Here is a 25,865-nt window from a genome sequence, read left to right as displayed (position 1 = left end):
ACCTCGAAAAGCACCGGCTCGAAATACGATACGCGCGCTCAGTCGGCGTTCGGGAAGGTTGCGTCGAGTGCCCGGGAGATGTCGGCGATCAGGTCCTCGGCGTCTTCGAGGCCGACCGAGAAACGGAGGTGACCCCACTGCCGGAACGGCTCGGGGTATGCGGCGACGCGGGGGCCGTCGGGTCCGACGTGGACGATCAGCGACTCGTCGTGACCGAGCGACACCGCGGACGTGATCACCTGCAGTGCACCGACGAAGCGGTTCTGTGTCGCCGAGTCGCCGCGCACGGCGAAGGCCATCATCCCGCCGAAGCCGCGTCCGCCGAACTGCCGAGCCGCCAGCTCGTGCTCGGGATGGGAGGCGAGGCCGGGGTAGCGGACGAAGGCGATGCGCGGGTCGTCGTCGAGGAAGGCGGCGACGCGTTCGGCGTTGCGCTGGTGCTGTGCGAGTCGCAGCGGCAGCGTGATGGCCCCGCGGGCGATCAGCCATGCGTTGAACGGCGAGATCACGCCGCCGACGTCGACCATCGCCTGTTCTTTGATGCGGCCGATCAGCTCGGCGCGCCCGAGCACCGCGCCGCCCATCGCGTCGCCGTGACCGTTGATGTACTTCGTCAGCGAGTGGACGACGAGGTCGGCGCCGTCGGCGAGTGGCCGGTACAGCGGCGGCGGGGTGAAGGTCGAGTCGACGAGCAGAAGGGCGTCGGCGGTGTGCGCGATGCCGGCGAGCTCCGCGATGTCCCCGACCTTGGTCGTCGGATTCGCGATCGTCTCGACCGCCACCAGTCGCGTGTTGGGACGCAGTGCCGCGCGGACGTTCTCGGGGTCGGTGATGTCGACGAAGGTCGCCTCGATCCCGTACTTCTTCGGCAACAGCTCGGCCCAGAGCTTCCACGTCGCCTCATAGGTGGTGTCCGAGACGACGACATGATCGCCGGTGGAGAGAAAGGTGAAGAAGACGGCGTGCAGAGCGGCGACGCCGGAGGCCAGCACGACCGCGTCCTCGGCCTCCTCGAGCGCGGCGAGCTTGTCCTGCAGGGCGACCTGGTTGGCGCCGGTGTTGCGCGTGTAGAAGAGCTGGTCGGTACCCGACCAGCTGATCTGTTCCGGCTCGGGCGGCAGGTGGTAGGAGTTCGCCATCGTGATGGGCGTGCGCACCGACGGCCCCGATGAGTCGTTCCCGGCGTGCACGCTGCGTGTCATCTCCCCGGGCTGTTGCTTTTCTGCGGTCATGCGCGGGCTCCCGTCGGTTGCGGCTGTTCGTCGGTGCGCACACCGGGTTCGACATCGTCCTCGGCAACGGACTCGCCGTCGGCCCCGGGCGCAGTGCCGGTACGGCGCGACAGGACTCCGCGTGCGACCCGTCCGGGGACCTTGTGCAACTTGTCGATGTGGTTGAAGTACCGGAACTCCGCCCACGCCCAACAGATGCCGAACACCAGCAGCGCGACGGCCTGCATCGTGAGCGCGTCCCACGGCCGGTGGGCGATGTGGATCGGGACGACGACCAGCGCGATCGCCTGGATGACATAGGAGTCGAGGCTGCGGGTGCCGGTCATGACCAGCGGTCGCAACCAGTCGTGATGCCACCAGCGCAGCAACAACCGGAACACCCCGTAGAGGGCGGGGATCACGAGGTAGGCGCCGATCGCGCGTGCGGGCCGGAAATCCAGCTTGTCGGCGAAGGTGGGTTCGAGGTGCGCCCACGGGCCGGCGTCGATGCCGTAATGGAAGAACAGTGCGACCGTCACGGCCACGGCGACGATGACGACGAGCCAGCGGTCGACGAACTCGGGGACACTCCAGCGCGACCAGTTCCAGCCGAGCACCACCGACGGGATGAACATGATCTGCCATCCCGCGACGTTCTGGATGTGCGGGGCCGCCTGGTAGGCGCTGAGGTAGAACCAGTCCGGCGACCAGAACAGCGAGACCGCGTACAACACCAGCGAACCGGCGAGAATCCACGCCCACCACCCGCGCTGGAGGAGCGGGAACAGGGCGAACGCGGACATCATCAGCACCATGTAGAGGAGCAGGATGTTCCCGCCGCTCGGCAGGTACTGCATCGTGACCGACAGCCAGATCCCGTCGGCCCAGCCGTCGACCGGGAGCAGGAGTGTGAGCCAGCGGTGCCCCTCGAGTGCGGCCGCGACGGCGACGAGCGCGATCACCAGCTGACAGACATAGAGGACCGCGATGCGCTTGGCCAGGCGGACGTAGGCATACCGCAGCCCGTGACGGGTGACCCAGCGCTGGTACACGAGACCCAGCACGATGCCCGAGAGCATGACGAACGCCGACATCCCGTCCACGTACGGAAAGGCGTGCGTGGGCGACGCCAACGGGGAATCGGTGGCGAAGTGTGCGGTGACCATGCTCCAGATCGCCACTCCCCGCGTGGCGTCGATGGCGAGATCTCGGTTCCCGGACACTCGGTTCGAAGACATTGATCTGAAGATAGAACTCACCGCGACCCGGAGTCATCCCGGGCCGCGGTGAGTCGTGATCTATCTCGCCCCCGACGGGCGACCTCTAGGAGTAGAGGTCGGCGATCGCCTGCTTGTGCGCGTCGTGGATGACGTTGCGCTTGAGCTTCAGCGTCGGCGTGAGCTCGCCGGTCTCGATCGAGAAGTCGGTGTCGAGGATGGTGAACTTCTTGATCGCCTCGGCGTTGGAGACCTTCGAGTTGGCCTCCTTGACCGCGGCGTCGATCTCGGCCTTCAGGTCCTCGTTCTCGATCAGCTCCGAGAGCGGGGTGTCGGCGGGCAGGTTGTGGCGCTCCAGCCAGCCGGGGACGGCCTCCGGATCGATGGTTATGAGCGCGCCGATGAACGGCTTGTTGTCGCCGACCACCAGGCACTGGCTGACCATCGGATGAGCGCGGATGGTGTCCTCGAGCTGTGCGGGGGAGACGTTCTTGCCGCCGGCGGTGACGATGAGTTCCTTCTTACGGCCGGTGATGAAGAGGTAGCCGTCGTCGAGGGTGCCGATGTCACCGGTGTGGAACCAGCCGTCGCGGATCGCTTCGGCGGTCGCGGCCTCGTTGCGCCAGTAGCCTCCGAAGACGACCGGGCCCTTGAGGAGGATCTCGCCGTCGTCGGCGATGGCCACCGTCACACCGGGCACCGGGCGCCCGACCGAGCCGACCTTCTGGTGCTCGTCATTGTTCGCGGTGACCGCGGCGGTGGTCTCGGAGAGGCCGTAACCCTCGTAGACCGGGATGCCGACGCCGCGGAAGAAGTGACCGAGGCGTGCGCCGAGCGGGGCGCCGCCGGAGATCGCACCCTCACACTGACCACCGAGAGCAGCGCGCAGTTTGCCGTAGACGAGCTTGTCGAACACTGCGTGACGCAGCTTCAGGCCGAGACCGATCTTGCCTTCCTCGGTCGCCTTGCTGTACTCGATGGCGGTCTCGGTGGCCTTCTCGAAGATGGAGCCCTTGCCGCCGTCGTAGGCCTTCTGCTTCGCAGAGTTGTAGACCTTCTCGAACACGCGCGGCACCGACAGCACGTAGTGCGGCTTGAAGACCGCGAAGTCGTTGACCAGATTCGAGATGTCGTTGGTGTGGCCCAGGATCACCCCGTTCTCGACACTGGCCACGGCGATGATGCGGGCGAAGACGTGCGCCAGCGGCAGGAACAGCAGGGTGGTCTTGCCCTCGGCCAGTCCGGCGCCGACGGCGTCACGGGTGGCGGCGCACTCGGCCATGAAGTTGGCGTGGGTGAGCAGGACGCCCTTGGGGCGGCCGGTGGTACCCGAGGTGTAGATCAGGGTCGCGGCGTCGCTGGACAGCGAGTTCGCCTTACGACGGTCGAGTTCGTCGTCGGCGACGGTCGCGCCGCGCTTGGTGAGCGTCGGGAGAGCGTGATCGTCGATGACCAGCGTCTCCTTGAGCGTGGGCGTCTCGTCGATCACGCGGATGTGCTTGGTGTAGTGCTCGTGGTTCTCGACGACGAGGAGCTTGGCGCCCGAGTCCTCGAGGATCCACTGCACCTGGTCGGGGGCCGAGGTCTCGTAGATGGCGACGGTGCATCCGCCCGCACGCCAGATCGCGTAGTCGAGGACGGTCCACTCGTACCGGGTCGAGGACAGGATGGCCACACGATCCCCGGGCTCGATGCCCGACGCGACGAGTCCCTTGGCCACGGCGTCGACCTCGTCGGCGAAGTGCTTCGCGGTGACGTTGATCCACTGGTTGTGGGAGCGCTTGCGGAAGAGAGGCATCGTGGGTCGCTCGGTCCGGTACTTGAGGATCGAGTCGACGAGGTTCGCCTTGTCGTCGATCGTGAGATCGGACGGGGTGGCGTACTGCTGCTGCATGGCACTCCTGAGACGGACTTGCTGAACGGGACATATCGGGCGCCGGGCGACCCGGTGACCGGGGTCGACGCCATTTGAGTGGCACTGACAGTACCAGTATCCGTGTGATGCATCACACGTGCTCGTCATAGTGCTGTAATGCCTGTTCAGCTGCGAGTTGTGACGCGGTCATGGCAGGATGCCGACATTCCGGGGTCGGGCGATTACAGTTGAGTGCGATGAATGAGACCCGCGCATGAGTACTTCCGAACAAGGCGAGCACGGCGCGCCGGCTGACACCTCTGCACAAGACACCCCCGGCGGCACGTTCGACGACCTGGAGATCGAGCCCCGCGTCCGCGCCGCGATCACCGACGTCGGTTACGAGACCCCCTCGCCGATCCAGGCAGCCACGATCCCGCCGCTGATGGCCGGCCGCGACGTCGTCGGCCTCGCGCAGACCGGTACCGGCAAGACCGCCGCCTTCGCGATCCCGATCCTCTCCAGGCTCGACACCTCGGCGCGCACGCCTCAGGCGCTGATCCTCGCACCGACGCGTGAACTCGCCCTGCAGGTGTCCGAGGCCTTCGGTCGCTATTCGGCGCACATGCCCGAGGTGAAGGTCCTGCCGATCTACGGCGGGCAGTCCTACGGCGTGCAACTCGCGGGCCTGCGCCGCGGTGCCCAGGTCATCGTCGGTACGCCGGGTCGAGTGATCGACCACCTCGACAAGAAGACCCTCGACATCTCCGGGCTCGAGTTCCTCGTGCTCGACGAGGCCGACGAGATGCTCACGATGGGCTTCGCCGAGGACGTCGAGCGCATCCTCGCCGAGACCCCGGACACCAAGCAGGTCGCGCTCTTCTCCGCGACCATGCCCAGCTCCATCCGCAGGCTCGCCCAGCGCTACCTGAAGTCTCCGCAGGAGATCACGGTCAAGTCCAAGACGGCGACCGCACAGAACATCACGCAGCGCTACCTGCAGGTATCCCACCAGCGCAAACTCGACGCCTTGACCCGATTCCTCGAGGTCGAGGAATTCGACGCGATGATCGTTTTCGTCCGCACCAAGCAGGCGACCGAGGAGCTCGCGGAGAAGCTCCGGTCTCGCGGACTGTCCGCGGTCGCCATCAACGGCGACCTCGCCCAGGCGCAGCGCGAGCGGACCATCAACCAGCTCAAGAACGGCTCGATCGACATCCTCGTGGCGACCGATGTGGCCGCCCGCGGCCTCGACGTCGACCGGATCTCGCATGTCGTCAACTACGACATCCCGCACGACACCGAGTCGTACGTGCACCGCATCGGACGCACCGGTCGCGCCGGCCGTTCGGGCAACGCGCTGCTGTTCGTCTCGCCGCGTGAGCGCCACCTGTTGCGGGCGATCGAGCGCGCGACGCGCCAGGAGCTCACCGAGATCGGCCTGCCGAGCGTCGACGACGTGAATGCCCAGCGCGTGGCGAAGTTCGGTGAGTCCATCACCCAGAACCTGTCCTCGGACAACCTGGACCTGTTCCGCGGACTCATCGAGAACTATGCCCGCGACAACGATGTGGCCATGGCCGACATCGCCGCCGCGCTGGCCCTCGAGACGCGTGACGGCGGGTTCCTGCTGGCGCCCGATCCGCCGGAGTCGGAGCGGCGGAACCGCGACCAGCGGGAACGTACGCCGCGTCGTCCCGGGGCGAGCTTCGCCACCTACCGCATCGCGGTCGGCCGCAAGCACAAGGTCTCCCCGGGTGCGATCGTCGGCGCGATCGCCAACGAGGGAGGCCTGACCCGCGCGGACTTCGGCAACATCAGCATTCGCGACGACTTCAGCCTCGTCGAGCTGCCCGACGATCTCGACAACGAGACCCTGTCCCAGCTCCGCCACACCAAAATCGGCAAGAACCCGATCGACATCCGGAAGGATCTCGGTGCGCCGCGGGGTCGCGGTGGCAAGCGGGGCGGACCGCAGGGTGGTCGCGACGGTCGGCGCGACAACTTCGGTGGCAAGCGGCCCTCGCCGCGTGTTGCCGGACGCGGTCGCCGGTCCTGATCGTCGTACCGACCTGAGTCGGTTTCGCTCGTGGCTCCGCTGAGCGGTGACGGAACTTGTCAAACCGAGATCATTCCGTAACCTTGACGGCGGGGGTCTTCAAGGTGTCATTCTCGATCCTGCGGGGTATCCGCCGATCGAGTGGACACGAAACTTACGAGTGAACACAGGATTGGTGAGTCACCAGTGTCTTTGGTGAAGGCGATTTCAGCAGCAGAAGCGATCGACCACAGCCGCGCCGGGAACGCGGTCATGGTGGACGCCCGCCCACAGGTGGTGCGCCACCAGGGCAGCCTTCCGGGTGCTTTCGTGGTCGAGCCCAGCGAGCTGCCGAACCTCCTGAGTCCCACCCCCACCGGGACCTTCCCCGTCATCCGCGACGCCGAGCAGCCCAGGAAGATCGGGCGCGACACCGAGATCGCCGTGGTGTCGGTGAGCTCGGAAGCGCCGCGCATCGCCGAGCAGATCGCCGGTCTCGGGTACACCAACGTCCGGTACGTCGACGGCGGTTACCGAGCACTGCGTTCCACCACCTGAGCTCATCACGTGGGCGCGACACCGGCCACCCGCCGACGTGGTCCCACCCTGACATACGATGCGGCAGTTCCACTTTCCTGACCAGCGGCTTGATAGCGTAGGAACGCCGGCGACGAGAGGAACCCATCGGATGCAGGATGACACTCGCGAGACACTGCGAGACCAGGTCACCCGGCTGATGGCGTTCCTGCGCGACGTCGTCCGCTCGCGCTCCGGAGATGTCCGGGACATCGACGAACACGCAGGCCACGTCTGGGTGGGCGCGTCGACGCCGATCTCGGTGCGGGCATCGGCCGCGCCGGGCCAGGTCGTCGTGGAGATCGATCCCGCCGAGGCCGCCCACGCCGACGCCGCCCACGCCGATGTCGCCCGCCTCGTCGACGAGCTGACCGAGAGTCCCGAGACCCTCGAACTCGTCCTGGCGAATGCCCTCGTCACCGTCCACGACGACGCCACCTCCGAACCTCTCGTCCGCGAGCATCTCCTCACCCAGGCCCTGGTCGCCGACCGCGACGAGTCGGGCGCCATCCGCCTGGCCCTCGGTGCGGGCTCCGCGCCGACCATGCACGACACCCATCTCCTCGCCGCGGTCGACGGACTCGAACTCGCCGGCGCGATGAAGACGCGGACCAGACTCGCCGAGCAGCCGTCGGTCGTCGCCGGCAAGGTCACCGACCTGGTGGGTGAGTGGCTGGGCGAGATCGAGATCGACGCCGACCGCGCCACCCTCTCACTCGACATGCGACCGGCGATCGTCCTCCGACGCCGCAGTGTCGAGAACTCCCTGGCCTTTTACGACGCGATCATCGACGACCTGCGCGACGAGGATGCGAGCGTGCCCGTCGGCCTGGCCCAGCTGGTCAAACCGATCGACGCCGAGGATCGTCTGGCCGCGCTCGACGGCCCCGACGTGCTCTCACCCGAACGTCTCATCGCCGACGCACTCTTCCCGCTTCCCTCGAACGTCGAACAACGAGACGTGCTCGTACGGCTGGGCCACGACACCGGCGTCGTGGTCGAGGGGCCGCCCGGTACGGGCAAGACGCACACCATCGCGAACGTCACGTCCGCGCTGCTCGCCAAGGGGCAACGCGTGCTGGTCGTCAGCGAGAAGGCACACGCCCTCCACGTGCTGCGCGACATGCTCCCGCCCGCGCTGCGCGAACTCACGGTGTCCATCGCCGACATCTCCCAGGACCATGCCGAGACGATCGTGTCCGTGGTGGAGAACCTCGCCGCGCGCAAGGCGGCGTTCTCCGTGTCCGTCGCCGACGCCGAGATCGCCGATCTCGAGGCCCGCCGCGACCACGCCCTCACCCGGCGCGACCAGCTCATGCGCGAGCTGTGGGACCTGCGCGCAGGCGAGACCGAGGTCCACGAGTGGGTGGCGGGGGACTATCGGGGTACCCCGGCGGAGATCGTGCGTCAGGTCAAGCGCGACGCCGAGCGCTTCGACTGGATGCCGCCCGGACTCGAGGGTGCCGTCCCGCCTCTGGACTCCTCGGAGTTCGCCCGGCTCGTCGAACTCCTGCAGGTGACCGGTGGCGACCGTGGCCGTCTCACCCAGCGGTTCCCCGATCTCGCCGACCATCTGCCGGAGCCCGCGGCCATGGACACGATCTGTGCCCGGATCGCCGCGCGGCCCGAGGAAACCCATGGCGCCACCGGAGCGCTGCTCCCGTCGCTCGATGGCGTCGACAGCGAACGTCTCCTCGCCATCAAGGGCATCTGCGAACAGCTGGGCGTGGCCGCAGGCGAGGTGTCGTCCTTCCCGGCCCCGATGGTCGCCATGGCCGACCGGTTGCTGGCGGGCCACGACTCCCATCTGTGGTCGCGCGTGACGACCCTGTCCCCGGTGATCGCCGAGGCCGCCCGACGCGACCGCGACCTGGGTGCCCACACGGTTCTCGTCGAGGGCGACCGCCCGGGCGATGCGGCGCTGTTCGACGCGGCCGCCGACCATCTGGCCGAGGGCGGTCAGTGGCGTGGCCGGTTGCGGCGGTCCCCGCAACAGCGTGCGGTCGAGGAGTCTCCGGTACGGGCGACCGTCGACGGTCGGGTCCCGACCGACGAGGCGTCGTTGCGACGGGTGGCCGACCACCTGACGGTCGTCGACGCCGTCCATCAGGTCCATCGCATCCTGGCCGACCTCCATGTTCCGATCGACGCCTCCGGATCCCGTTCCGCGCAAGTCGATCAGCTCGTCCGCCTCGACGCGCAACTCGCGTGGATCTCGCGGCTGGTCACCGGGCGCGACCACCTCCTCCACGAACTCGAGGCCATCAGCCCCGGCGGCCCGCGTCCGCGCAGCGTCGCCGAGATCGCCGAGGTCGCCCAGCAGGCGGGTTCGATCGCCGCCGCCAACGACGCGGCCCTCGCCGAACGTGAACTGGCCGAGTGCACCTACGGGCTGGCCGCCGAACTCGAGAAGGGCCCGTCCCCCGAAGGCGATGCACTGCTGGACGCGCTCGGCACCGCCGACGCCGCCGCGATCCGCACGGCCCGCCGCGCCTTTCTCAGAGCCCAGGAACAGGCGAACGCGGAGAACGCACTCGACCTTCTCGAACTGCGGCTCAGAAGTCGCGCCCCGGAACTGGTCCGGACCATCTGGGCGACGCCGCGCGATCCGATCTGGTCCGAGCGCGCCCGGGAGATGACCGCCGCCTGGGCCTGGCGGTACGCCAACACGTGGGTGTCCGAACGCAGCGACGTGCATTCGGAGACGCGGATCTCGGCCGACCTCGATGCCATCGAGGTCGACGTCGCGCAGGTGACCACCCGTCTCGCCTCTGCCCGTGCCTGGCGAGAGTTGTTGGTGCGCACCACGACCGGCGAGATCCAGGCGCTGCAGTCCTACCGCGACCACATGATCAACCTCGGCAAGGGTTCGGGTAAGCACGCCAACCGGTTCCGCCGTGCCGCGCGCGAGGCGATGGCCGTGGCGCAGAACGCGATCCCGGCATGGATCATGTCGATCAGCCAGGTCGCCGAGACGCTCCCGCCCCGCCGGCACTCCTTCGACGTAGTCATCGTCGACGAGGCGTCGCAGGCGGACATCACCAGTTCCTTCCTGCTGTGGCTCGCGCCCCGGATCATCGTCGTGGGCGACGACAAGCAGTGTGCGCCTATCGGACTCGCCGGGACCACGCTCGACGACGCCTTCGCCGAGCTCGACGCCGCACTGCCGGACCTCCCGACCTACCTTCGCGACGGACTGACCCCGCGGTCGAGTCTGTTCTCGTTGCTGCGCAGCAGGTTCGGCAATGTCGTCGGGCTGCGTGAGCATTTCCGGTCGATGCCGGAGATCATCGAGTTCTCGTCGCGGCAGTTCTACGGCAAGGCGCCGCTGATCCCGGTGCGGCAGTACGGCTCCGATCGCCTCGAACCGTTGCGGACGGTGGCGGTCGACGGCGAGGCGACCGGCAGTGGGTCGGGTCTCGTCAACGACGCCGAGGTGGAGGCCATCCTCGGGGCCCTGCGCGACTGTCTCGCCGATCCCGCCTACGAGGGACGCGATTTCGGCGTGATCGCGCTACAGGGCACCAAGCAGGCGGAGACGCTGGAACGAGCCCTGCTCGACGGGCTCGACGCCGAGGTGTGGCGCACCCGTCGTATCCGGGTGGGCACCCCGCCGGATTTCCAGGGCGACGAACGCCGCGTCGTCTTCCTGTCGATGGTCGTCTCCGATCCGACAGCCATCTCGGCTCTGACCCGTGCGGAATCGCAACGGCGGATCAACGTCGCGGCCACCCGCGCGATGGATCAGGTCTGGCTGTTCCATTCGATCGGTCTGGAAGACTTGCGGCACAACGATCTCCGGTATTCGTTGCTGTCGTACTTCACCGCCAACGAGGGCATCACGATCAGCCCGATGCCGACCGACGTGCCCGACGACCGCCGCGTCGAACCGTTCGACAACCTGCTCGAACAGCGGGTGTTCAACCGTCTCGCGGCACTCGGTTACCACGTGACCCCGAAGGTCACCGTCAACAACCGGGTCATCGACCTGGTGGTCCTCGGTGCCGATGCCCGGATGGCCGTTGAATGCGACCCCGACGCGTTCCCCGGAACCGGCCGCCAGGCCCGCTCCGACCTCGAGCGCGAGCGCGAATTGCGCCGTTGCGGTTGGGAGTTCGCCCGGGTCCGGGAGTCGGAGTTCGAACTCGACCCGGATCGCGTGATCGACGCGGTCGCCGCCGCGCTCGAAGCGCGCGGCTGCAAGGCCGGGTCGATCACGGCACGTCCGGCCGCAGAGGACGCCCCCGCGTGGATGCCGATCGACCTGACGGCCGGGGAGTGACGCACGGGGTAGTGGCGAGTGGGCGATCAGCCCAGCGCGCGGAGCAGGGCCGGTAGCCCCTCGGCGGCCGGCACCCGCAGGCTGTGGGTAGCGAAGTCGGTCACCGACGACTCGGCAGGGTTGAACTCGATCACCGGAATGCCTTCGCGCACAGCGCGTTCGGGTAGTGATGCGGCTGGGTACACGATGCCGCTGGTGCCGACGACGATGACCACCTCGCCGGCGCGGAACGCCTGATCGGCCCGCTGCCAATCGTCGGCGGGCAGCGCCTCACCGAACCAGACGACGCCGGGACGGACGTCCCCGCCGCACCTCGGGCAGGTCGGGGGAGTGACCCGTGTCTCGACATGTTCGGTGTCCGGATCGGTGGCCGAGGGTCGCGCATCGGGACCGTCGTACGGGGTGTCGCACACCGAGCAGCGCGGCGCGAAGAGGCTGCCGTGGAGGTGGCTGACCACGTCACTGCCGGCACGCTCGTGCAGGTCGTCGACGTTCTGGGTGACCACCATGACGGTGCGCGAGGCGCCGAGTTCGGCCAGTGCGCGGTGTCCGGCGTTCGGTTCGGCGGCGAGCACCTCGCGGGCGCGCCACCGGTACCAGCCCCAGACCAGGGCGGGGTCGCGTTCCCACGCCTCAGGGGTGGCGAGTTCCGCGGGATCGAATGTCTCCCACAGCCCGGTCTGGGCGTCGCGGAAGGTCGCTATACCGCTCTCGGCCGACATGCCGGCCCCGCTGAAGACGGTGATCCAGTCCGCGTCTCGGACGAGGTCGATCACGGCCTCGGGGATGGTCGGCCCGGTCACCCCGCGGCCTCGAGGGAAGCGCGGACCAGGTCGGCGGTCTCGTCGGGGTCAGGATCGCGACGCACGACCAGGCCCTTGGCAAAACTGAGCTTGTCGCCTGCGTGGCGGGGCACGACGTGCAGATGGGTGTGGAAGACGGTCTGGAACGCGGCGCGGCCGTCGTTGAGGGCGAGGTTGACCCCGTCCGCGGCCATCGGTCCGGCCTTCAGCGCCGATCCGACACGCTGTCCGGCGGCGAAGAGGGCCGCACCGACGGCCGGGTCGAGGTCGTCGAGACCGGATGAGTGGACGCGGGGGACGAGCAAGGTGTGCCCGCGGGTGACCGGTCGGATGTCGAGGAAGCCGACGACGTCGTCGTCGGAGTAGACGATCCGGCCCGGAGCGGTGCCCGCGACGATGGCGCAGAAGATGCAACTGCTCATGGGCCCGACTCTAGGGCACGGACGGGGTTCATCCGGGCATCACGCGACCGACGCGAATCGCCGCCGGGTCGGGGCGTGGCCCGGATCACATCACGGTTTCATAACGGTTGACCGAGCGCGTGATCGGGGGTCGACATACCTTCGGGTACGTTGCCTGGCCAGCGCGTTTCGCAACCCTTCGGATGGTCGTTGACATGGTCTTTCAAGTTACCCGCGGGGTTACTGGTCGGTATACCGACAGGTCACCCAGAAACATGAGGAATCCCTCACTTTCGTGTGTCATCATGGGTGTCACGTTCACGTCGTAGGCGACTCCTCCATGAACTGGGGAGCGTCAATGTCCTTGTGTGGCAGGCGTGTTCACCAGTTGTACCAGTCAGTTCGAATCAGGCAGGGCGGCCGCCCTCGTTTTCGCCTGCGATGCCCCGGGCGTCGTGGACGACCCCCGTTCTCATCGACGAGGAATCGCCGGCGCCCGCGCCTGCACCCGAGACACGTCGCCGACGCCCGCGCCGGCACCAAGACACTCCGCCGACCACCGAGACCGACCACCACAGAGGAGTACTCGTGACCGTCGACCAGTTCCGCACCGGCTCGCAGGGCGCCGCCAACGCAGAGCGCCCCACAGCCACGCTCATCGACCGCCTCGCCCAGGGGGAGCCCTACGCGATCAGTTTCGGCGGTCAGGGCGGCGCGTGGCTGCCGACGCTGGCCGAGCTGGTCGTCGACGCCGACCTCGAACACCGCATCGCCGGGATCGTGGAGGCCGCGGAGCGGCTCGTCGCACCCGTCGCCGACGACCTCGTCGTCGCGCGCGCCGACGGCTTTCACCCGCTCGCATGGGTCCACGCGCACGACGCGGGCGAAGAGGTGCCCACCGAGACCGCGCTCGCCGACTTCACCCTCTCGGGTCCCGGGGTCCTGCTGACCCAGCTGGCCGCCGTCGAGGCGCTGCGCAAGCAAGGGCTCGACACCGCGAGCATCCCGCCGAGTGCCGTCATCGGACATTCGCAGGGCTCGCTGGCCACCGACGCGGTAGGAGCCGAGGGCAACGCCGCGGAGGCCGGTCAGGGTCTGCTGCTCGCCGTCGCCCATCTCATCGGTGCCGCCGGTTCGCTCATCGCGCGTCGCCGCGGCCTCGGGATCACCACCGACGGCACGCCGATGCTGGCCGTCAACAACGTCACCCCGGCACGGGTGGACGAGGTCCTCGCCCAGTACCGCGCGAGCCTTCCCGAGAGCGACCTGGCCACCGCGCCGGTGGTCTCGATCAAGAACAGCCGCAACGCCCTCGTGCTCTCCGGCGCCCCGCGTCACCTCGCCGGCTTCGTCGCGCTCTGCGAGCGGATCGCCGCCGCCGAGGCCGACGAGCGCAAACGCAAGCTGACCGGCGGCGCACCGTTCGCCCCGAAGTTCGACCACCTCCAGGTGTCCGTCGCCTTCCATCACCCCAACATGGCCGAGGCCGTCGAACTCGTCGGCGAGTGGGCCGACCGGTGCGGCATCGACCGTGAGCTCGCGACCCGCCACGCCCATGACATCCTCGTCGCACACGTCGACTGGGTCTCCTCGGTCGACGAGGTCGTCGCCGGTGGCGCCAGGTGGATCCTCGACTTCGGTCCCGGCGACATCGCCACCCGTCTCTCCGCATCGCTCGTCCGCGGCCAGGGGGTGGGCCTCGTCCCCGCCGCACTGCGCGTCGGTCAGCGCAACCTCTTCAGCCCGGGCGGCGTGCCGGAGGTCGGCACCCCGTGGTCCCAGTTCGCCCCGACCCTCGTCGAGTTGCCCGACGGCCGGACCGTTGTCGAGACCGCGTTCACACGTCTCACCGGACGTTCGCCGATGCTGCTCGCGGGCATGACCCCGACCACCGTCGACCCGGCGATCGTCGCCGCCGCGGCCAACGCAGGCCACTGGGCCGAGCTCGCCGGCGGTGGCCAGGTCACCGAGGACATCTTCGCCCGTAACATCGCCACCCTCACCGACCTGCTCGAGCCGGGTCGCGAGGCGCAGTTCAACGCGCTGTTCCTCGACCCCTACCTGTGGAAGCTGCAGCTCGGCGGCAAGCGCCTCGTGCAGAAGGCCCGCGCCCAGGGTGCGCCGCTCGACGGCGTGATCGTCTCGGCCGGAATCCCCGAACTCGAGGACGCGGTCGCACTGGTCGACGAGTTCGTCGAGGCCGGGCTCCGCTTCGTCGCCTTCAAGCCGGGCACCGTCGAGCAGATCCGCTCGGTCGTACGGATCGCCAACGAGGTCCCGCAGCATCCGATCATCGTCCAGATCGAGGGCGGCCGCGCCGGTGGCCACCACTCGTGGGAGGACCTCGACGACCTGCTGCTCGCCACCTACGGCGAACTCCGCGCCCGACCCAACGTGGTCATCTGCGTCGGCGGCGGTGTCGGCACCCCGGAGCGTGCCAGCGAGTACCTGACCGGCGTCTGGTCGACCGGCTACGGCTACCCGATGATGCCGCTCGACGGCATCCTCATCGGCACCGCGGCGATGGCCACCAAGGAGGCCACCACCACCCCCGAGGTCAAGCAGCTCCTCGTCGACACCGCCGGTATCGACGAGTGGATCGGTGCGGGTCACGCGACCGCCGGAATGGCTTCGGGCCGTTCGCAGCTCGGCGCCGACATCCACGAGGTCGACAACACCGCGTCCCGCTGCGGCCGTCTGCTCGACGAGGTCGCCGGTGACGCCGAGGCCGTCGCCGCACGTCGCGACGAGATCATCGCGGCGATGGCGAACACCGCCAAGCCGTACTTCGGCGACGTCGCCGAGATGACCTACCGCGAATGGCTCGACCGTTACGCGACCCTCGCCGTCGGCGACGCCAACGGCGATCAGCACCCGTGGGCCGACATCACCTGGCAGCAGCGTTTCGTGGAGATGCTGCAGCGCACCGAGGCCCGCATGCACCCGCAGGACTCGGGCCCCATCCCGACGATGTTCGCCGAGCTGTCGGCCACCGACGACCCGCACGCCGCGATCGACGCGCTGGGCAGCGTCTACCGCGAGATCGACACCGACATCCTGCATCCCGCGGACGTCGCGTTCTTCCTCGAGCTGTGCCGCACCCCGGGCAAGCCGGTCAACTTCGTGCCGGTCATCGACAAGGACGTGCGCCGCTGGTGGCGCAGTGACTCCCTGTGGCAGGCCCATGACGCGCGCTACGGCGCCGACGCCGTCTGCGTCATCCCCGGCCCGGTCGCCGTGGCCGGCATCACCCGCGTCGACGAGCCGGTCGGCGAGCTGCTGGACCGCTTCGAGGCGCAGGTCGTCACCGACCTGCTCACCGCCGGTGTGCGCTCGGTCGAGGTCGCCTCGCGCCATCGTGCCGGACTCGTCGAGGACGCCGGCGTCCTGTCCGCCGTCCTGGAATCCGACGACGTGAGCTGGGCGGGACGCATCGTCCCGAGCCCGGTCGCCCTCCTCGGCGACCGCGCCGCCTGGTCGGTCGTCGCACCCGAGCGTGCCGAGCACAAGCCCACCGGCGCCGTCATCGAGCAGGTCGGCAGCGAGAACGGCGTGGCCCGTTTCGATCTCGTCGTCCCGATCTCCGGTGCGGCCGTGCGTATCCCGCTCCTCGCCGGTCTCGGTGTGCGCGACGGTGGATCGCCGGTCGTCGGACTCGACGAGGCCGCCGGGGCGATGACCGAGATCCTCACGGTCGCCGCGGGCGGCGCGCTCGCCGAGGTGACCGACGGCACCGCGACCACCAACATCACCTGGCAGCCCGACTCGGTGGCCGACCACGCGTCGGTGACCGGCTTCTCCCTGCCCGCGCACCTGCGTCCGACCACCCCGACCGAGCCTTTCGGCCTCGCCGTCCCCGACACCCTGGTCGGCGCCTGCTGGCCCAGCGTGTTCAGTGTCATCGGTGCCGCCCGTACCGAGACCGGTGCGCCGGTCGTCGAGGGTCTGCTCGACCTGGTCCACCTCGACCACGCGATCGCCCTCACCGGTGAGATCCCCACGGAGACCGCCGAACTGACGGTGACCGCCCGTACCGGTGCGGTGCGCGACTCCGACGTGGGCCGTGTCGTCGAGGTCTCGGTCGAGATCGCCGGACCCGCCGGACCGATCGCCACCCTCGAGGAGCGCTTCGCGATCCGCGGACGCCTCGGTGCCGCCGAGCTCACCGACCCGCTCCGTGCGGGCGGCGCCCCGAAGGACGAGCAGTCGGCCACCCGCAAGCTGCTCCGTTCGGCCACCATCACCGCGCCGAACCGGATGCACGGCTTCGCCGTCGTCTCCGGAGACCGCAACCCGATCCACACCGACGCCTCGGCGGCCAAGCTCGCCGGACTCGGTGACCCGATCGTGCACGGCATGTGGCTGTCGGCCGCCGCGCAGCAGGTCGTCACCGCGACCGACTCGAAGAACCCGACCCCGTCGCCGCGACCGCTGATCGGCTGGACCGCACGCTATCTGGGCATGGTCCGCCTCGGCGAGGCCATCACCGTGCGCGTCGACCGCGTCGGCCTCGACAACGGTCGCGAGGTCGTCGAGGTGAGCGCCAAGGTCGGCGACAACCTCGTCATGAGCGCCACCGGCCTCCTGGCCGCCCCGCGCACCGTCTACGCGTTCCCGGGCCAGGGCATCCAGTCCAAGGGCATGGGCCTCGACGCCCGGTCGCGCTCCAAGGCCGCCCGCAAGATCTGGGACCGCGCCGACAAGCACACCCGCAAGGCGCTCGGCTTCTCGATCCTGGCCGTCGTGCGGGACAACCCGACGACCCTCGTCGCCAACGGCACCACCTACAACCACCCCGACGGCGTGCTCTACCTGACGCAGTTCACCCAGGTCGCCATGGCGACCCTCGGTGTCGCGCAGATCGCCGAACTCAAGGAGGCCGGCGGTTTCGTCGAGGGCGCCATCACCTGTGGCCACTCGGTCGGTGAGTACAACGCCCTCGCCGCCTGCGCCGGTGTCCTGCCGCTCGAGGCCGTCCTCGAGGTCGTGTTCCAGCGCGGCGAGGCCATGCACCACCTGGTCCCGCGAGATGAGCTGGGCCGCAGCGACTACCGCATGGCCGCGATTCGGCCGAGCCAATTCGGTCTCGCCGACGCCGACGTCACCGGGTTCGTCGCCGACCTCGGTGCGGAGATCGGCGAGTTCCTCGAAGTCGTCAACCTCAACCTGCTCGGCTCGCAGTACGCGATCGCCGGCACGGTCCGCGGCCTGGAGCACCTCGAGGCCGAGATCGACCGCCGCCGTGCCGAGTTCGGGGGCAAGCGGGCGTTCATCCTCATCCCGGGCATCGACGTCCCGTTCCACTCCAGCGTCCTGCGCGCCGGTGTGCCGGAGTTCCGCGGCAAGCTCGAGGAGCTGCTGCCCGCCGACATCGACATCGACATCCTGATCGGGCGGTACATCCCGAACCTGGTGCCGCGCCTGTTCAACCTCGGACGTGACTTCGTCGAGGAGATCGCGGCGCTCGTGCCGTCCGATCCGCTCAACGAGGTTCTCGCCGACTGGGACACCTGGACCGCCAAGCCGACCGAGCTGGCCCGCGTGCTCCTGATCGAGCTCCTCGCCTGGCAATTCGCGAGCCCGGTGCGCTGGATCGAGACCCAGGACCTGCTGTTCGGCGGCCCGGAGCGCGGCGGCCTCGCCGTGCAGCGCTTCGTCGAGATCGGTCTGAAGGGTGCCCCGACCCTGACCGGTCTGGCCAACAACACCCTCAAGCTCGACGACTACGCCTCGGCCACCACCGAGGTGGTGAACGTCGAACGCGATTCCGACGTGATTCTGGCCAAGGACGCCGGCCACGAGCCGGAAGAGGACGAGATCCCCGCTCCCGCAGAGTCGGCCGCCGCCCCGGCGGAGGCTGCTCCCGCGGCGGCACCGGCTCCGGCTGCCGCTCCGGCGGCTCCCGCGGGCGGCCCGCGTCCCGACGACATCGCGTTCACCCCGTCGGATGCGGTGAAGTCCGTTATCGCTCTGTGGACCAAGATGCGCGTCGACCAGATCGGCGCGGCCGACACCATCGAGGCGCTGTGTGACGGTGTGTCCTCACGCCGGAACCAGCTGCTGCTCGACATCGGCGGCGAGCTCGGACTCGGCGCCATCGACGGTGCGGCGGAGGCCGACATGGTCGCGCTGTCGTCGACGGTCGAGACCCTCGCCCGCGGCTACCGTCCGCTGGGTGCGGTGCTCACCGACGCGGTCAGCGACCAGGTCCGCAAGGTCCTCGGCCCGCTGGGCAAGCGCCAGAACTACATCACCGACCGCGTCAGCTCCGTCTGGCAGCTCGGCCCCGGCTGGGGACTTCACACGACCGTCGCGCTCGCCCTGGGTACCCGGGACGGTGCCTCGGTCCGCGGTGAGGCATTGGGCAACCTGCTCGACGGCCCGGTCGCCAACGCCGACGCGCTCGACGCGCTGATCGACAAGGCGGTCACCGCCGTGGGTGCCGAGAAGGGCATCGCGGTCGGCAAGCCCGCCGCCGAATCCGGCGGTGGCGCAACGGTCGACGCGGCTGCCCTCGGTGAGTTCACCGAACAGATCACCGGCCGGTCGGGTGCGCTCGCCTCGGCGGCGTACACCGTGCTGGAGAAGCTGGGACTCAGCGAGGTCGCCGACCTCGCCGAGGCCGCGGCCGACCCCAACGCCGAGCTGGCCGAACTGGTCAGCGCCGAACTCGGATCGGACTGGGCGCGCACCGTCGCACCGGCGTTCGACGACGCCAAGGTCGTCCTCATCGACGACCGGTGGGCAACCGCCCGTGAGGATCTCGTCCGTCTCTGGCTGACCGACGAGGACGAGCTCGACGCCGGCTTCGAGAAGCTCGTCGGCGGGTTCGCCGGCGCAGGGGACACCGTCGCCGAGCACGCCACCTGGTGGCAGGGCAAGGCCCTCGCGAACGGCAACGCCGTGCACGGCCGCGTCTTCGGCGCGATCGCACACGCCGCCGAGAACCCCGAGAAGGGGATCTACAGCCGCGAGATCGCCGTCGTCACCGGCGCTTCGAAGGGCTCGATCGCCGCAGGTGTGGTGGCCGGACTCCTCGCCGGCGGTGCGACCGTCATCGCGACCACCTCGCGCCTGAACTCCGAGCGCCTCGCCTTCTACAAGAAGCTCTACCGCGAGAACGCGCGCACCGGAGCCGCGCTGTGGATCGCCCCGGCGAACATGGCGTCGTACACCGACGTCGACGACCTGGTCGAATGGGTGGCCACGGAGCAGACCGAGAACCTCGGCGGCACAACGGCGGTGGTGAAGCCGGCCATGAAGCCGACGATGCTGTTCCCGTTCGCAGCACCGCGGGTGGCCGGTGACCTCACCGACGCCGGCGCTCGCGCCGAGCTGGAGATGAAGGTCCTGCTCTGGTCGGTCGAGAGACTGATCGCCGGTCTGGCGGAGGTCCACTCCGACCACGACATCGCGGCCCGCCTGCACGTCGTCCTGCCGGGTTCCCCCAACCGCGGCATGTTCGGTGGCGACGGCGCCTACGGCGAGAGCAAGGCCGCCCTCGACGCGCTCGTGACCCGCTGGTCGGCCGAGGAGTCGTGGGGTTCGAAGACCACGCTGGCCCACGCCCTCATCGGCTGGGTGCGAGGCACCGGACTGATGGGCCACAACGACGGCATGGTCGATGCGGTCGAGGCCGCGGGTGTCCGCACCTGGAGCACCGAGGAGATGGCCGCCAACCTGCTGACGCTCTGTACCCCCGAGCAGCGTGTGTCCGCGGCGACCGCTCCGGTCCTGGCCGACTTCACCGGCGGGCTCGACGCCTCGACCGACCTCAAGGCGCTCGCGGCCACCGCCGCAGCGGCTGCCGAGGCCGCCGAGGAGGCCGACGAGGCATCGGAGACGACCACCGTGGCCGCACTCCCGGCGCCCGCCCGCGCACCGCGCAGCATGCGTCCGGAATGGCCGTCGATCGACGCGCGTCCCGAGGACCTGGTGGTCATCGTGGGTGCCGGCGAGCTCGGCCCCTACGGTTCGGCGCGTACCCGCTTCGAGATGGAGGTCGACGAGAAGCTCTCGGCGGCAGGCGTTCTCGAGCTGGCCTGGAACACCGGTCTGATCCATTGGGATTCGGCCCCGAAGCCGGGCTGGTACGACACCGAGTCCGGTGATCCGGTGCCGGAGAGCGAGATCGCCGAGCGCTACCACGACGAGGTCGTGTCGCGGTGCGGCATCCGTCGCTACGCCGACGACGGCGCGATGGTCGACAACACCTCGCCGCTGCTCACCTCGGTGTTCCTCGACGAGGACCTGACCTTCACGGTCAACTCCGAGGCCGAGGCCCGTGCCTTCGCAAGTGCCAACCCCGAGAAGACGCGGGTGACGCAGAACCCCGACGGCGACTGGCAGGTCACGCGCCTGGCCGGCACGGAGATCCGTGTGCCGCGCAAGTTCTCGCTGACCCGCACCGTCGGCGGCCAGATCCCGACCGGCTTCGACCCGACCCGCTGGGGTGTCAGCCCCGACATGGTCGAGGCGATCGACCGGGTCGCACTGTGGAACCTGGTCGCGACCGTCGACGCGTTCCTGTCGTCCGGCTTCACGCCGAGCGAACTGATGCGTTGGGTGCATCCGGGCCTCGTCGCCAACACCCAGGGCACCGGTATGGGTGGCATGGCCTCGATGCGAGACCTGTACATCAACACCCTGCTCGGTGAGGCCAACGCCAACGACATCCTGCAGGAGGCCCTGCCGAACATCGTTGCCGCACACGTCGTCCAGTCGTACGTGGGCTCCTACGGTGCGATGATCCACCCGGTCGCGGCCTGCGCCACGGCAGCGGTGTCGGTCGAGGAGGGCGTCGACAAGATCCGTCTCGGCAAGGCGCTCTTCGCGGTGGCCGGCGGCTTCGACGACCTCGGCATCGAGGGCATCGTCGGCTTCGGCGCGATGTCGGCGACCGCGGACTCGGCGAAGATGACCGCACGCGGCATCGACGACCGCCGGTTCTCGCGGGCCAACGACCGTCGACGCGGCGGGTTCGTCGAGTCGGCCGGCGGTGGCACGATCCTCCTCGCCCGCGGCGACGTCGCGGCGGAGATGGGTCTGCCGGTCCTCGGTGTGGTGGCGTGGGCGCAGAGCTTCGGCGACGGCGTGCACACCTCGATCCCGGCTCCGGGTCTCGGCGCCCTGGGCGCAGCCCGCGGTGCGCTGTACTCGCCGCTGGCCAACGCTCTGAACTCGCTCGGTGTCACCGCCGACGACGTCGCGCTGGTGTCCAAGCACGACACGTCGACGAAGGCCAACGACCCCAACGAGTCCGAGCTGCACGAGCGCCTCGCGGAGGCGATCGGACGCAACACGGGCGCCCCGCTGTTCGTGGTGTCGCAGAAGTCGCTCACCGGTCACGCCAAGGGTGGTGCCGCGGCCTTCCAGCTGATCGGCCTGTGCCAGATGCTCCGCGACGGCGTCATCCCGCCGAACCGCAGCCTCGACTGCGTCGACGAAAAGATGAAGGAGTACCCGCACCTGGTGTGGCCGCGCGAGACGCTGCAGCTGGGGGAGCGGTTCCCGCTCAAGGCCGGCCTGCTGACCAGCCTCGGCTTCGGTCACGTCTCCGGTCTCATCGCGGTCGTCCACCCGGAGGCCTTCATCGCCTCCCTGGCGCCCGAGGAGCGAGCGACCTACCGCAAGCGTGCCGACGAGCGTGCGCGTCTGGGCAGCCAGCGCTACCTGCAGTCGATCTGCGGTGGCGAACCGGCCTACCAGCGTCCGCCGAACCGTCGCTTCGACGAGTCGGTCGACGAGCACGACGCCGAGGCGGGCATGCTCCTCGATCCGTCGGTGCGCCTCGACGAAGCGGACGTGTACGGCTCCGCGCCGGTTCCGGGAACCCGGTGACGGCAGCGGATTCGAGCGGTGAGGCGAAACCGGAAGAGATGAGCGTTCTCGGAGTGGGCATCGACATCGTGTCGATCCCGGAGTTCGCCGAGCAGCTCCGGCAGCCGGGTACGACGTTCGCCGACCGGTTCACGGTCGGCGAACGGCGGGACTCGGCTGCCGGAACCGGCGACGACGCACGGCATCTCGCTGCGCGCTGGGCGGCGAAGGAAGCCGTCGTGAAAGCGTGGTCGGTGAGCCGGTTCTCACGTTCCCCGCTGCTGCCGCTGATCCGGCACAGCGACATCGAGGTCGTTACCGACAACTGGGGCAGGCCGGCGATCCGGCTGTCCGGTGAGATCGGTGACCACCTGCGCGACACCGTCGTCCACGTGTCCCTGACGCACGATGGGGACACCGCGGCGGCGGTCGCGATCCTCGAGGGCCGATAACCCCTCAGGGCCTCTCAGGCCGCCATGACCCTCGAACCGCCACGGCCCTCAGACCGTCGTCGACTCCTCTAGCAGCAGATAGCCCGCGAGCATCCGCTTGAGTTCGGCGACGGTCTCGTCGTGGTCGTGGCCGTCCTGCACCGAGAAACTGAGCAACGAGTACGCCGTGTGCACCAGCACCTGCGACATCATCTCGCGCCGTTCACGTTGAGAAGGCGTGAGCGGCGCGATGATCCGTGCGACCTGCTCGGCGAGGACGCGTTCGTTCTCCGATGCCGTCGCACGCGTGGCGGGTGTCGACTGCACCGCCAGCCACACCGCACGACGCGACGGGTCGGTGCGCCACAGTGCTGCGAGATGGTCGAGGAACTTCTCGAGCAGGCTGGGCCATTCGAGGGACGGCACCTCGGTGGCGAACGCGGTCAGCTCCTCGCGGACGTCGACGGTGTCCTGGCGGTCGAGTTCGCAGACGATGACGTACTTGTTCGCGAAGTACTGGTACAGCGTCCCGATTGGGACCTCGGCGCGCGCCGCGATCTCCTCACACGTCAGCGATTCGAAACCGACGTCGATCAACAGCTCGCGGGCCGCCTCGAGCATCGCCTGGAACTTGCGCTTGCTTCGTTCCTGCGTGGGCCGCTTGCGCGGCATCAGCGGTTCGGCGGACTCGGCCATCGGCGGGAGATCTCAGACGGACAGGTCGCGGCGCAGCTTGGCCACGTGACCGGTGGCGCGGACGTTGTACTGCGCGAGCGCGATGGTCCCGTCGGTGTCGACGAGGAACGTGGAGCGGATGACGCCGGTGACGGTCTTGCCGTACATCTTCTTCTCGCCGAAGGCGCCCCACTCGGTGAGCACCTTCTTCTCGGGGTCGCTCAGCAGCGGGAAGGTGAGCCCTTCCTTCTCGACGAACTTGGCCAGCTTGGCCGGCTTGTCGGGTGAGATGCCCAGCACCGTCAGGCCGGCGTCGTTCAGCTCGGCGAGATTGTCGCGAAAATCACACGCCTGCTTGGTGCAGCCGGGCGTCGACGCCGCCGGGTAGAAGTAGACGATGACCTTCTGGCCGGCGTAGTCGGACAATGACACCGGATTCTCGTTCGCGTCGGGCAGGGTGAACGCTGGTGCGCGATCACCGACGGACAAACGCTGTGCCTCCACCGAGGGAGTGACCTCTGCCATGAGAGCAAGGCTAGTGCATGGTCACCTGCCGCGAGGCGAGGATGTCGTAGCATCGAACCGCCGCCGTCTGGCGGTGATCTGACAGTCGATGACTACGCGTGAGCAGTGACGACGCGTAACCAGAGCGAGAAGCGCCGGAAGGATGCAACGTGGCCGGAGACACCGAACGTATCGAGCAGGAGATCGCCAAGGCCCGTGAGGACCTTGCCAGCACGCTCGACGCGCTCGCCGAACGTGCCAACCCGCAGCGCCTCGCCGACGACGCGAAGTCCAAGGCACTGGCGACGCTGCAGAAACCTCCGGTCATGTACTCCATCGCCGGCGTGGGGGCACTCGTGCTGGTCCTCGTGGTTCGCAAGATCACCAGCTGACCCACGCCGCTGCCGGCACCGGCGGGACGCAACGGCTCACAAACCCGCGCAAACCCGCTCCGACCAGGCGATTTCACAACTGGCGATGGTGTCGGGTAATGTTCCTTCTCGCCGCCGGGAGGTACTCCGGAGGCGACAAAGGCAAGCGCCATTAGCTCAATTGGCAGAGCAGCTGACTCTTAATCAGCGGGTTCGGGGTTCGAGTCCCTGATGGCGCACAACAGCTCACAAGACGTCTCGCAAAAAGCGAGGCGTCTTGTGGCATATCAGGGTTTGTGACGAAGAGGCATTCAGGCCGGTGTGCGGGCGGTGCAGCGGACACGCCGCCGAACGGACGACACACAGCGGAACTCACAGACCGAGTTCTCGTACACTGGTGCGAGATTCGGGGAGGCATTCGGCCGACCAGTCATCAGAGTCGGTCGGGACAGGTGGGAGAGAGATGGGGATCGGTCGTTCTTCACGACGGATGTCACTGATCATCAGTGGTGTGTTGCTCGCGATCATCGCGCTCGTGACGTCGTGCTCGCAGGCGCCGTCGTACTCCGACAACGTGACGAGCTCGAGTCTGTTCGACGATCTGCTCAAGCCCGCGGTCGACATCACCGAGCTGAACGATCAGCCGCTGAGCGACAACACGGTCGGCGTGCAGCCGGGTGCCCCCATCAAGGTCACGACGAGCGAGGGCACGCTGAGCCGGGTCCTTATCACCAAGTCGGACGGGACCCCACTCAAGGGCACCTTCTCCGACAACGACACCGTCTGGGTCAGCAACGAGGCGCTCGGCTACAACCGCACCTACACGCTGGAGACCGACGCGGTCGGCATCGGCGGCGCGGTCACCAAGAAGGTCACCTTCACGACCAGCAGCCCCAACAACCTGACGCAGGCCTACCTGACCCCCAACTCGGGTGAGACCGTCGGCGTCGGACAGCCGATCGCGGTGAAGTTCGACGAGCCGATCCCGAACCGTCGGGCCGCGCAGAAGGCCATCCGGGTCGTCACCGATCCGCCGGTCGAGGGCGCGTTCTACTGGATCAGCGACAGCGAGGTCCGGTGGCGTCCCAAGGAGTACTGGAAGCCCGGCACCAAGGTCCGGGTCGCCGTCAACACCTACGGCATCGACCTCGGCGACGGTCTATTCGGCCAGGAGAATGTCCGCACCAACTTCACGGTCGGCCGCCGGATGGTGATCACCGCCGACGACAACACCAAGCAGGTGGTCTTCGAGCGTGACGGCAAGGTCATCAAGACCATGCCGACGTCGATGGGCAAGCCGGGCGACGAGACCGACAACGGCATCTACCTGATCGCCGACAAGCATGACCACATCATCATGGACTCGTCGACGTACGGCGTCCCGATCAACTCGTCCAACGGTTACCGCACACCTGTCGATTACGCGACGCGGATGTCCTACAGCGGTATCTTCTTCCATTCGGCGCCGTGGTCGGTATGGGCACAGGGCAACACCAACACCAGCCACGGCTGCCTCAACCTCAGCCCGGAGAACGCGCTCTGGGTCATGAACAACACGCTGCGAGGCGACCCGGTGGTCGTCAAGAACACCACGGGCGGCACGCTCTCCGGCACCGACGGCCTCGGTGACTGGAACATCCCGTGGTCGGAGTGGCGCAAGGGCAACGCGGACAACTCCTGAT

Annotated in this window: 14 protein-coding genes and 1 tRNA gene; 8 read left to right on the top strand and 7 right to left on the bottom strand. The window is 68.7% G+C overall.

Translation table 11 applies throughout. From position 1 onward, the window contains the following. Positions 1 to 38: 38 nt before the first annotated feature. From OK17_RS00305 to OK17_RS00295, 3 genes are all read right to left on the bottom strand, one after another. Positions 39 to 1,232, bottom strand: a complete 1,194-nt coding sequence (locus tag OK17_RS00305; protein ID WP_232719303.1) for a trans-sulfuration enzyme family protein — start codon at positions 1,230 to 1,232, stop codon at positions 39 to 41. Next, positions 1,229 to 2,449 (bottom strand): OpgC domain-containing protein, encoded by a 1,221-nt coding sequence (opgC, locus tag OK17_RS00300; protein ID WP_232719304.1) that lies wholly within the window; start codon positions 2,447 to 2,449, stop codon positions 1,229 to 1,231. Before opgC ends, OK17_RS00305 begins: the two co-directional genes overlap by 4 nt. A gap of 85 nt (positions 2,450 to 2,534) precedes the next feature. Beyond that, positions 2,535 to 4,322: an AMP-dependent synthetase/ligase gene (locus tag OK17_RS00295; RefSeq protein ID WP_232719305.1), complete on the bottom strand. Its 1,788-nt coding sequence runs from the start codon at positions 4,320 to 4,322 to the stop codon at positions 2,535 to 2,537. A 235-nt stretch (positions 4,323 to 4,557) separates the two neighbouring features. Here OK17_RS00295 and OK17_RS00290 point away from each other — a divergent pair, with 235 nt between their 5' ends. The 3 genes from OK17_RS00290 to OK17_RS00280 all read left to right on the top strand — a co-directional run bounded on the left by OK17_RS00290 (position 4,558) and on the right by OK17_RS00280 (position 11,179). Next, positions 4,558 to 6,342, top strand: coding sequence for a DEAD/DEAH box helicase (locus OK17_RS00290; RefSeq protein WP_232719306.1), 1,785 nt, complete (start codon positions 4,558 to 4,560; stop codon positions 6,340 to 6,342). A 186-nt stretch (positions 6,343 to 6,528) separates the two neighbouring features. Beyond that, a complete protein-coding gene (locus OK17_RS00285; protein WP_232719307.1) occupies positions 6,529 to 6,879 on the top strand; it encodes a rhodanese-like domain-containing protein in 351 nt (116 codons plus the stop codon). A gap of 130 nt (positions 6,880 to 7,009) precedes the next feature. Then, entirely contained in the window at positions 7,010 to 11,179 is a 4,170-nt protein-coding gene (locus OK17_RS00280; protein ID WP_461416336.1) for an AAA domain-containing protein, read from the top strand. A 26-nt stretch (positions 11,180 to 11,205) separates the two neighbouring features. Here OK17_RS00280 and OK17_RS00275 read toward each other — a convergent pair whose 3' ends face one another. Both OK17_RS00275 and OK17_RS00270 read right to left on the bottom strand, forming a co-directional pair. Next, on the bottom strand, positions 11,206 to 11,982 hold the full coding sequence (locus tag OK17_RS00275) for an SIR2 family NAD-dependent protein deacylase (RefSeq protein ID WP_308196036.1): 777 nt from the start codon (positions 11,980 to 11,982) through the stop codon (positions 11,206 to 11,208). Next, on the bottom strand, positions 11,979 to 12,404 hold the full coding sequence (locus OK17_RS00270; protein ID WP_006868102.1) for an HIT family protein: 426 nt from the start codon (positions 12,402 to 12,404) through the stop codon (positions 11,979 to 11,981). The genes OK17_RS00275 and OK17_RS00270 overlap by 4 nt, the downstream gene beginning before the upstream one ends. A gap of 567 nt (positions 12,405 to 12,971) precedes the next feature. Between OK17_RS00270 and OK17_RS00265 the strand changes: the two genes are divergently transcribed. Together OK17_RS00265 and acpS are read left to right on the top strand one after the other, a co-directional pair. Then, positions 12,972 to 22,223, top strand: coding sequence for a fatty acid synthase subunit beta domain-containing protein (locus tag OK17_RS00265; RefSeq protein ID WP_461416335.1), 9,252 nt, complete (start codon positions 12,972 to 12,974; stop codon positions 22,221 to 22,223). Positions 22,224 to 22,261: 38 nt separating this feature from the next. Further along, positions 22,262 to 22,654, top strand: coding sequence for a holo-ACP synthase AcpS (gene acpS / locus OK17_RS00260; RefSeq protein ID WP_461416334.1), 393 nt, complete (start codon positions 22,262 to 22,264; stop codon positions 22,652 to 22,654). Positions 22,655 to 22,702: 48 nt separating this feature from the next. Here acpS and OK17_RS00255 read toward each other — a convergent pair whose 3' ends face one another. Beyond that, a complete protein-coding gene (locus tag OK17_RS00255) occupies positions 22,703 to 23,329 on the bottom strand; it encodes a TetR family transcriptional regulator (RefSeq protein WP_005199862.1) in 627 nt (208 codons plus the stop codon). Between the two features lie 12 nt (positions 23,330 to 23,341). After that, positions 23,342 to 23,833: a thioredoxin-dependent thiol peroxidase gene (bcp, locus tag OK17_RS00250; RefSeq protein ID WP_232718145.1), complete on the bottom strand. Its 492-nt coding sequence runs from the start codon at positions 23,831 to 23,833 to the stop codon at positions 23,342 to 23,344. Positions 23,834 to 23,982: 149 nt separating this feature from the next. On the opposite strand from bcp, the gene OK17_RS00245 reads away from it, so the two are divergent. The 3 genes from OK17_RS00245 to OK17_RS00235 all read left to right on the top strand — a co-directional run bounded on the left by OK17_RS00245 (position 23,983) and on the right by OK17_RS00235 (position 25,864). Next, positions 23,983 to 24,204 (top strand): DUF3618 domain-containing protein, encoded by a 222-nt coding sequence (locus tag OK17_RS00245; RefSeq protein ID WP_232718144.1) that lies wholly within the window; start codon positions 23,983 to 23,985, stop codon positions 24,202 to 24,204. Between the two features lie 145 nt (positions 24,205 to 24,349). After that, positions 24,350 to 24,422: transfer RNA gene (locus tag OK17_RS00240), tRNA-Lys, on the top strand. A gap of 251 nt (positions 24,423 to 24,673) precedes the next feature. Beyond that, a complete protein-coding gene (locus OK17_RS00235) occupies positions 24,674 to 25,864 on the top strand; it encodes a L,D-transpeptidase (RefSeq protein WP_461416333.1) in 1,191 nt (396 codons plus the stop codon). Position 25,865 lies beyond the last annotated feature (1 nt).

This window comes from Gordonia sp. GN26 (genome assembly GCF_054823965.1).
Note: the sequence above shows the minus strand (reverse complement) of the source record. Positions and strands in the feature narration are given on the sequence as shown.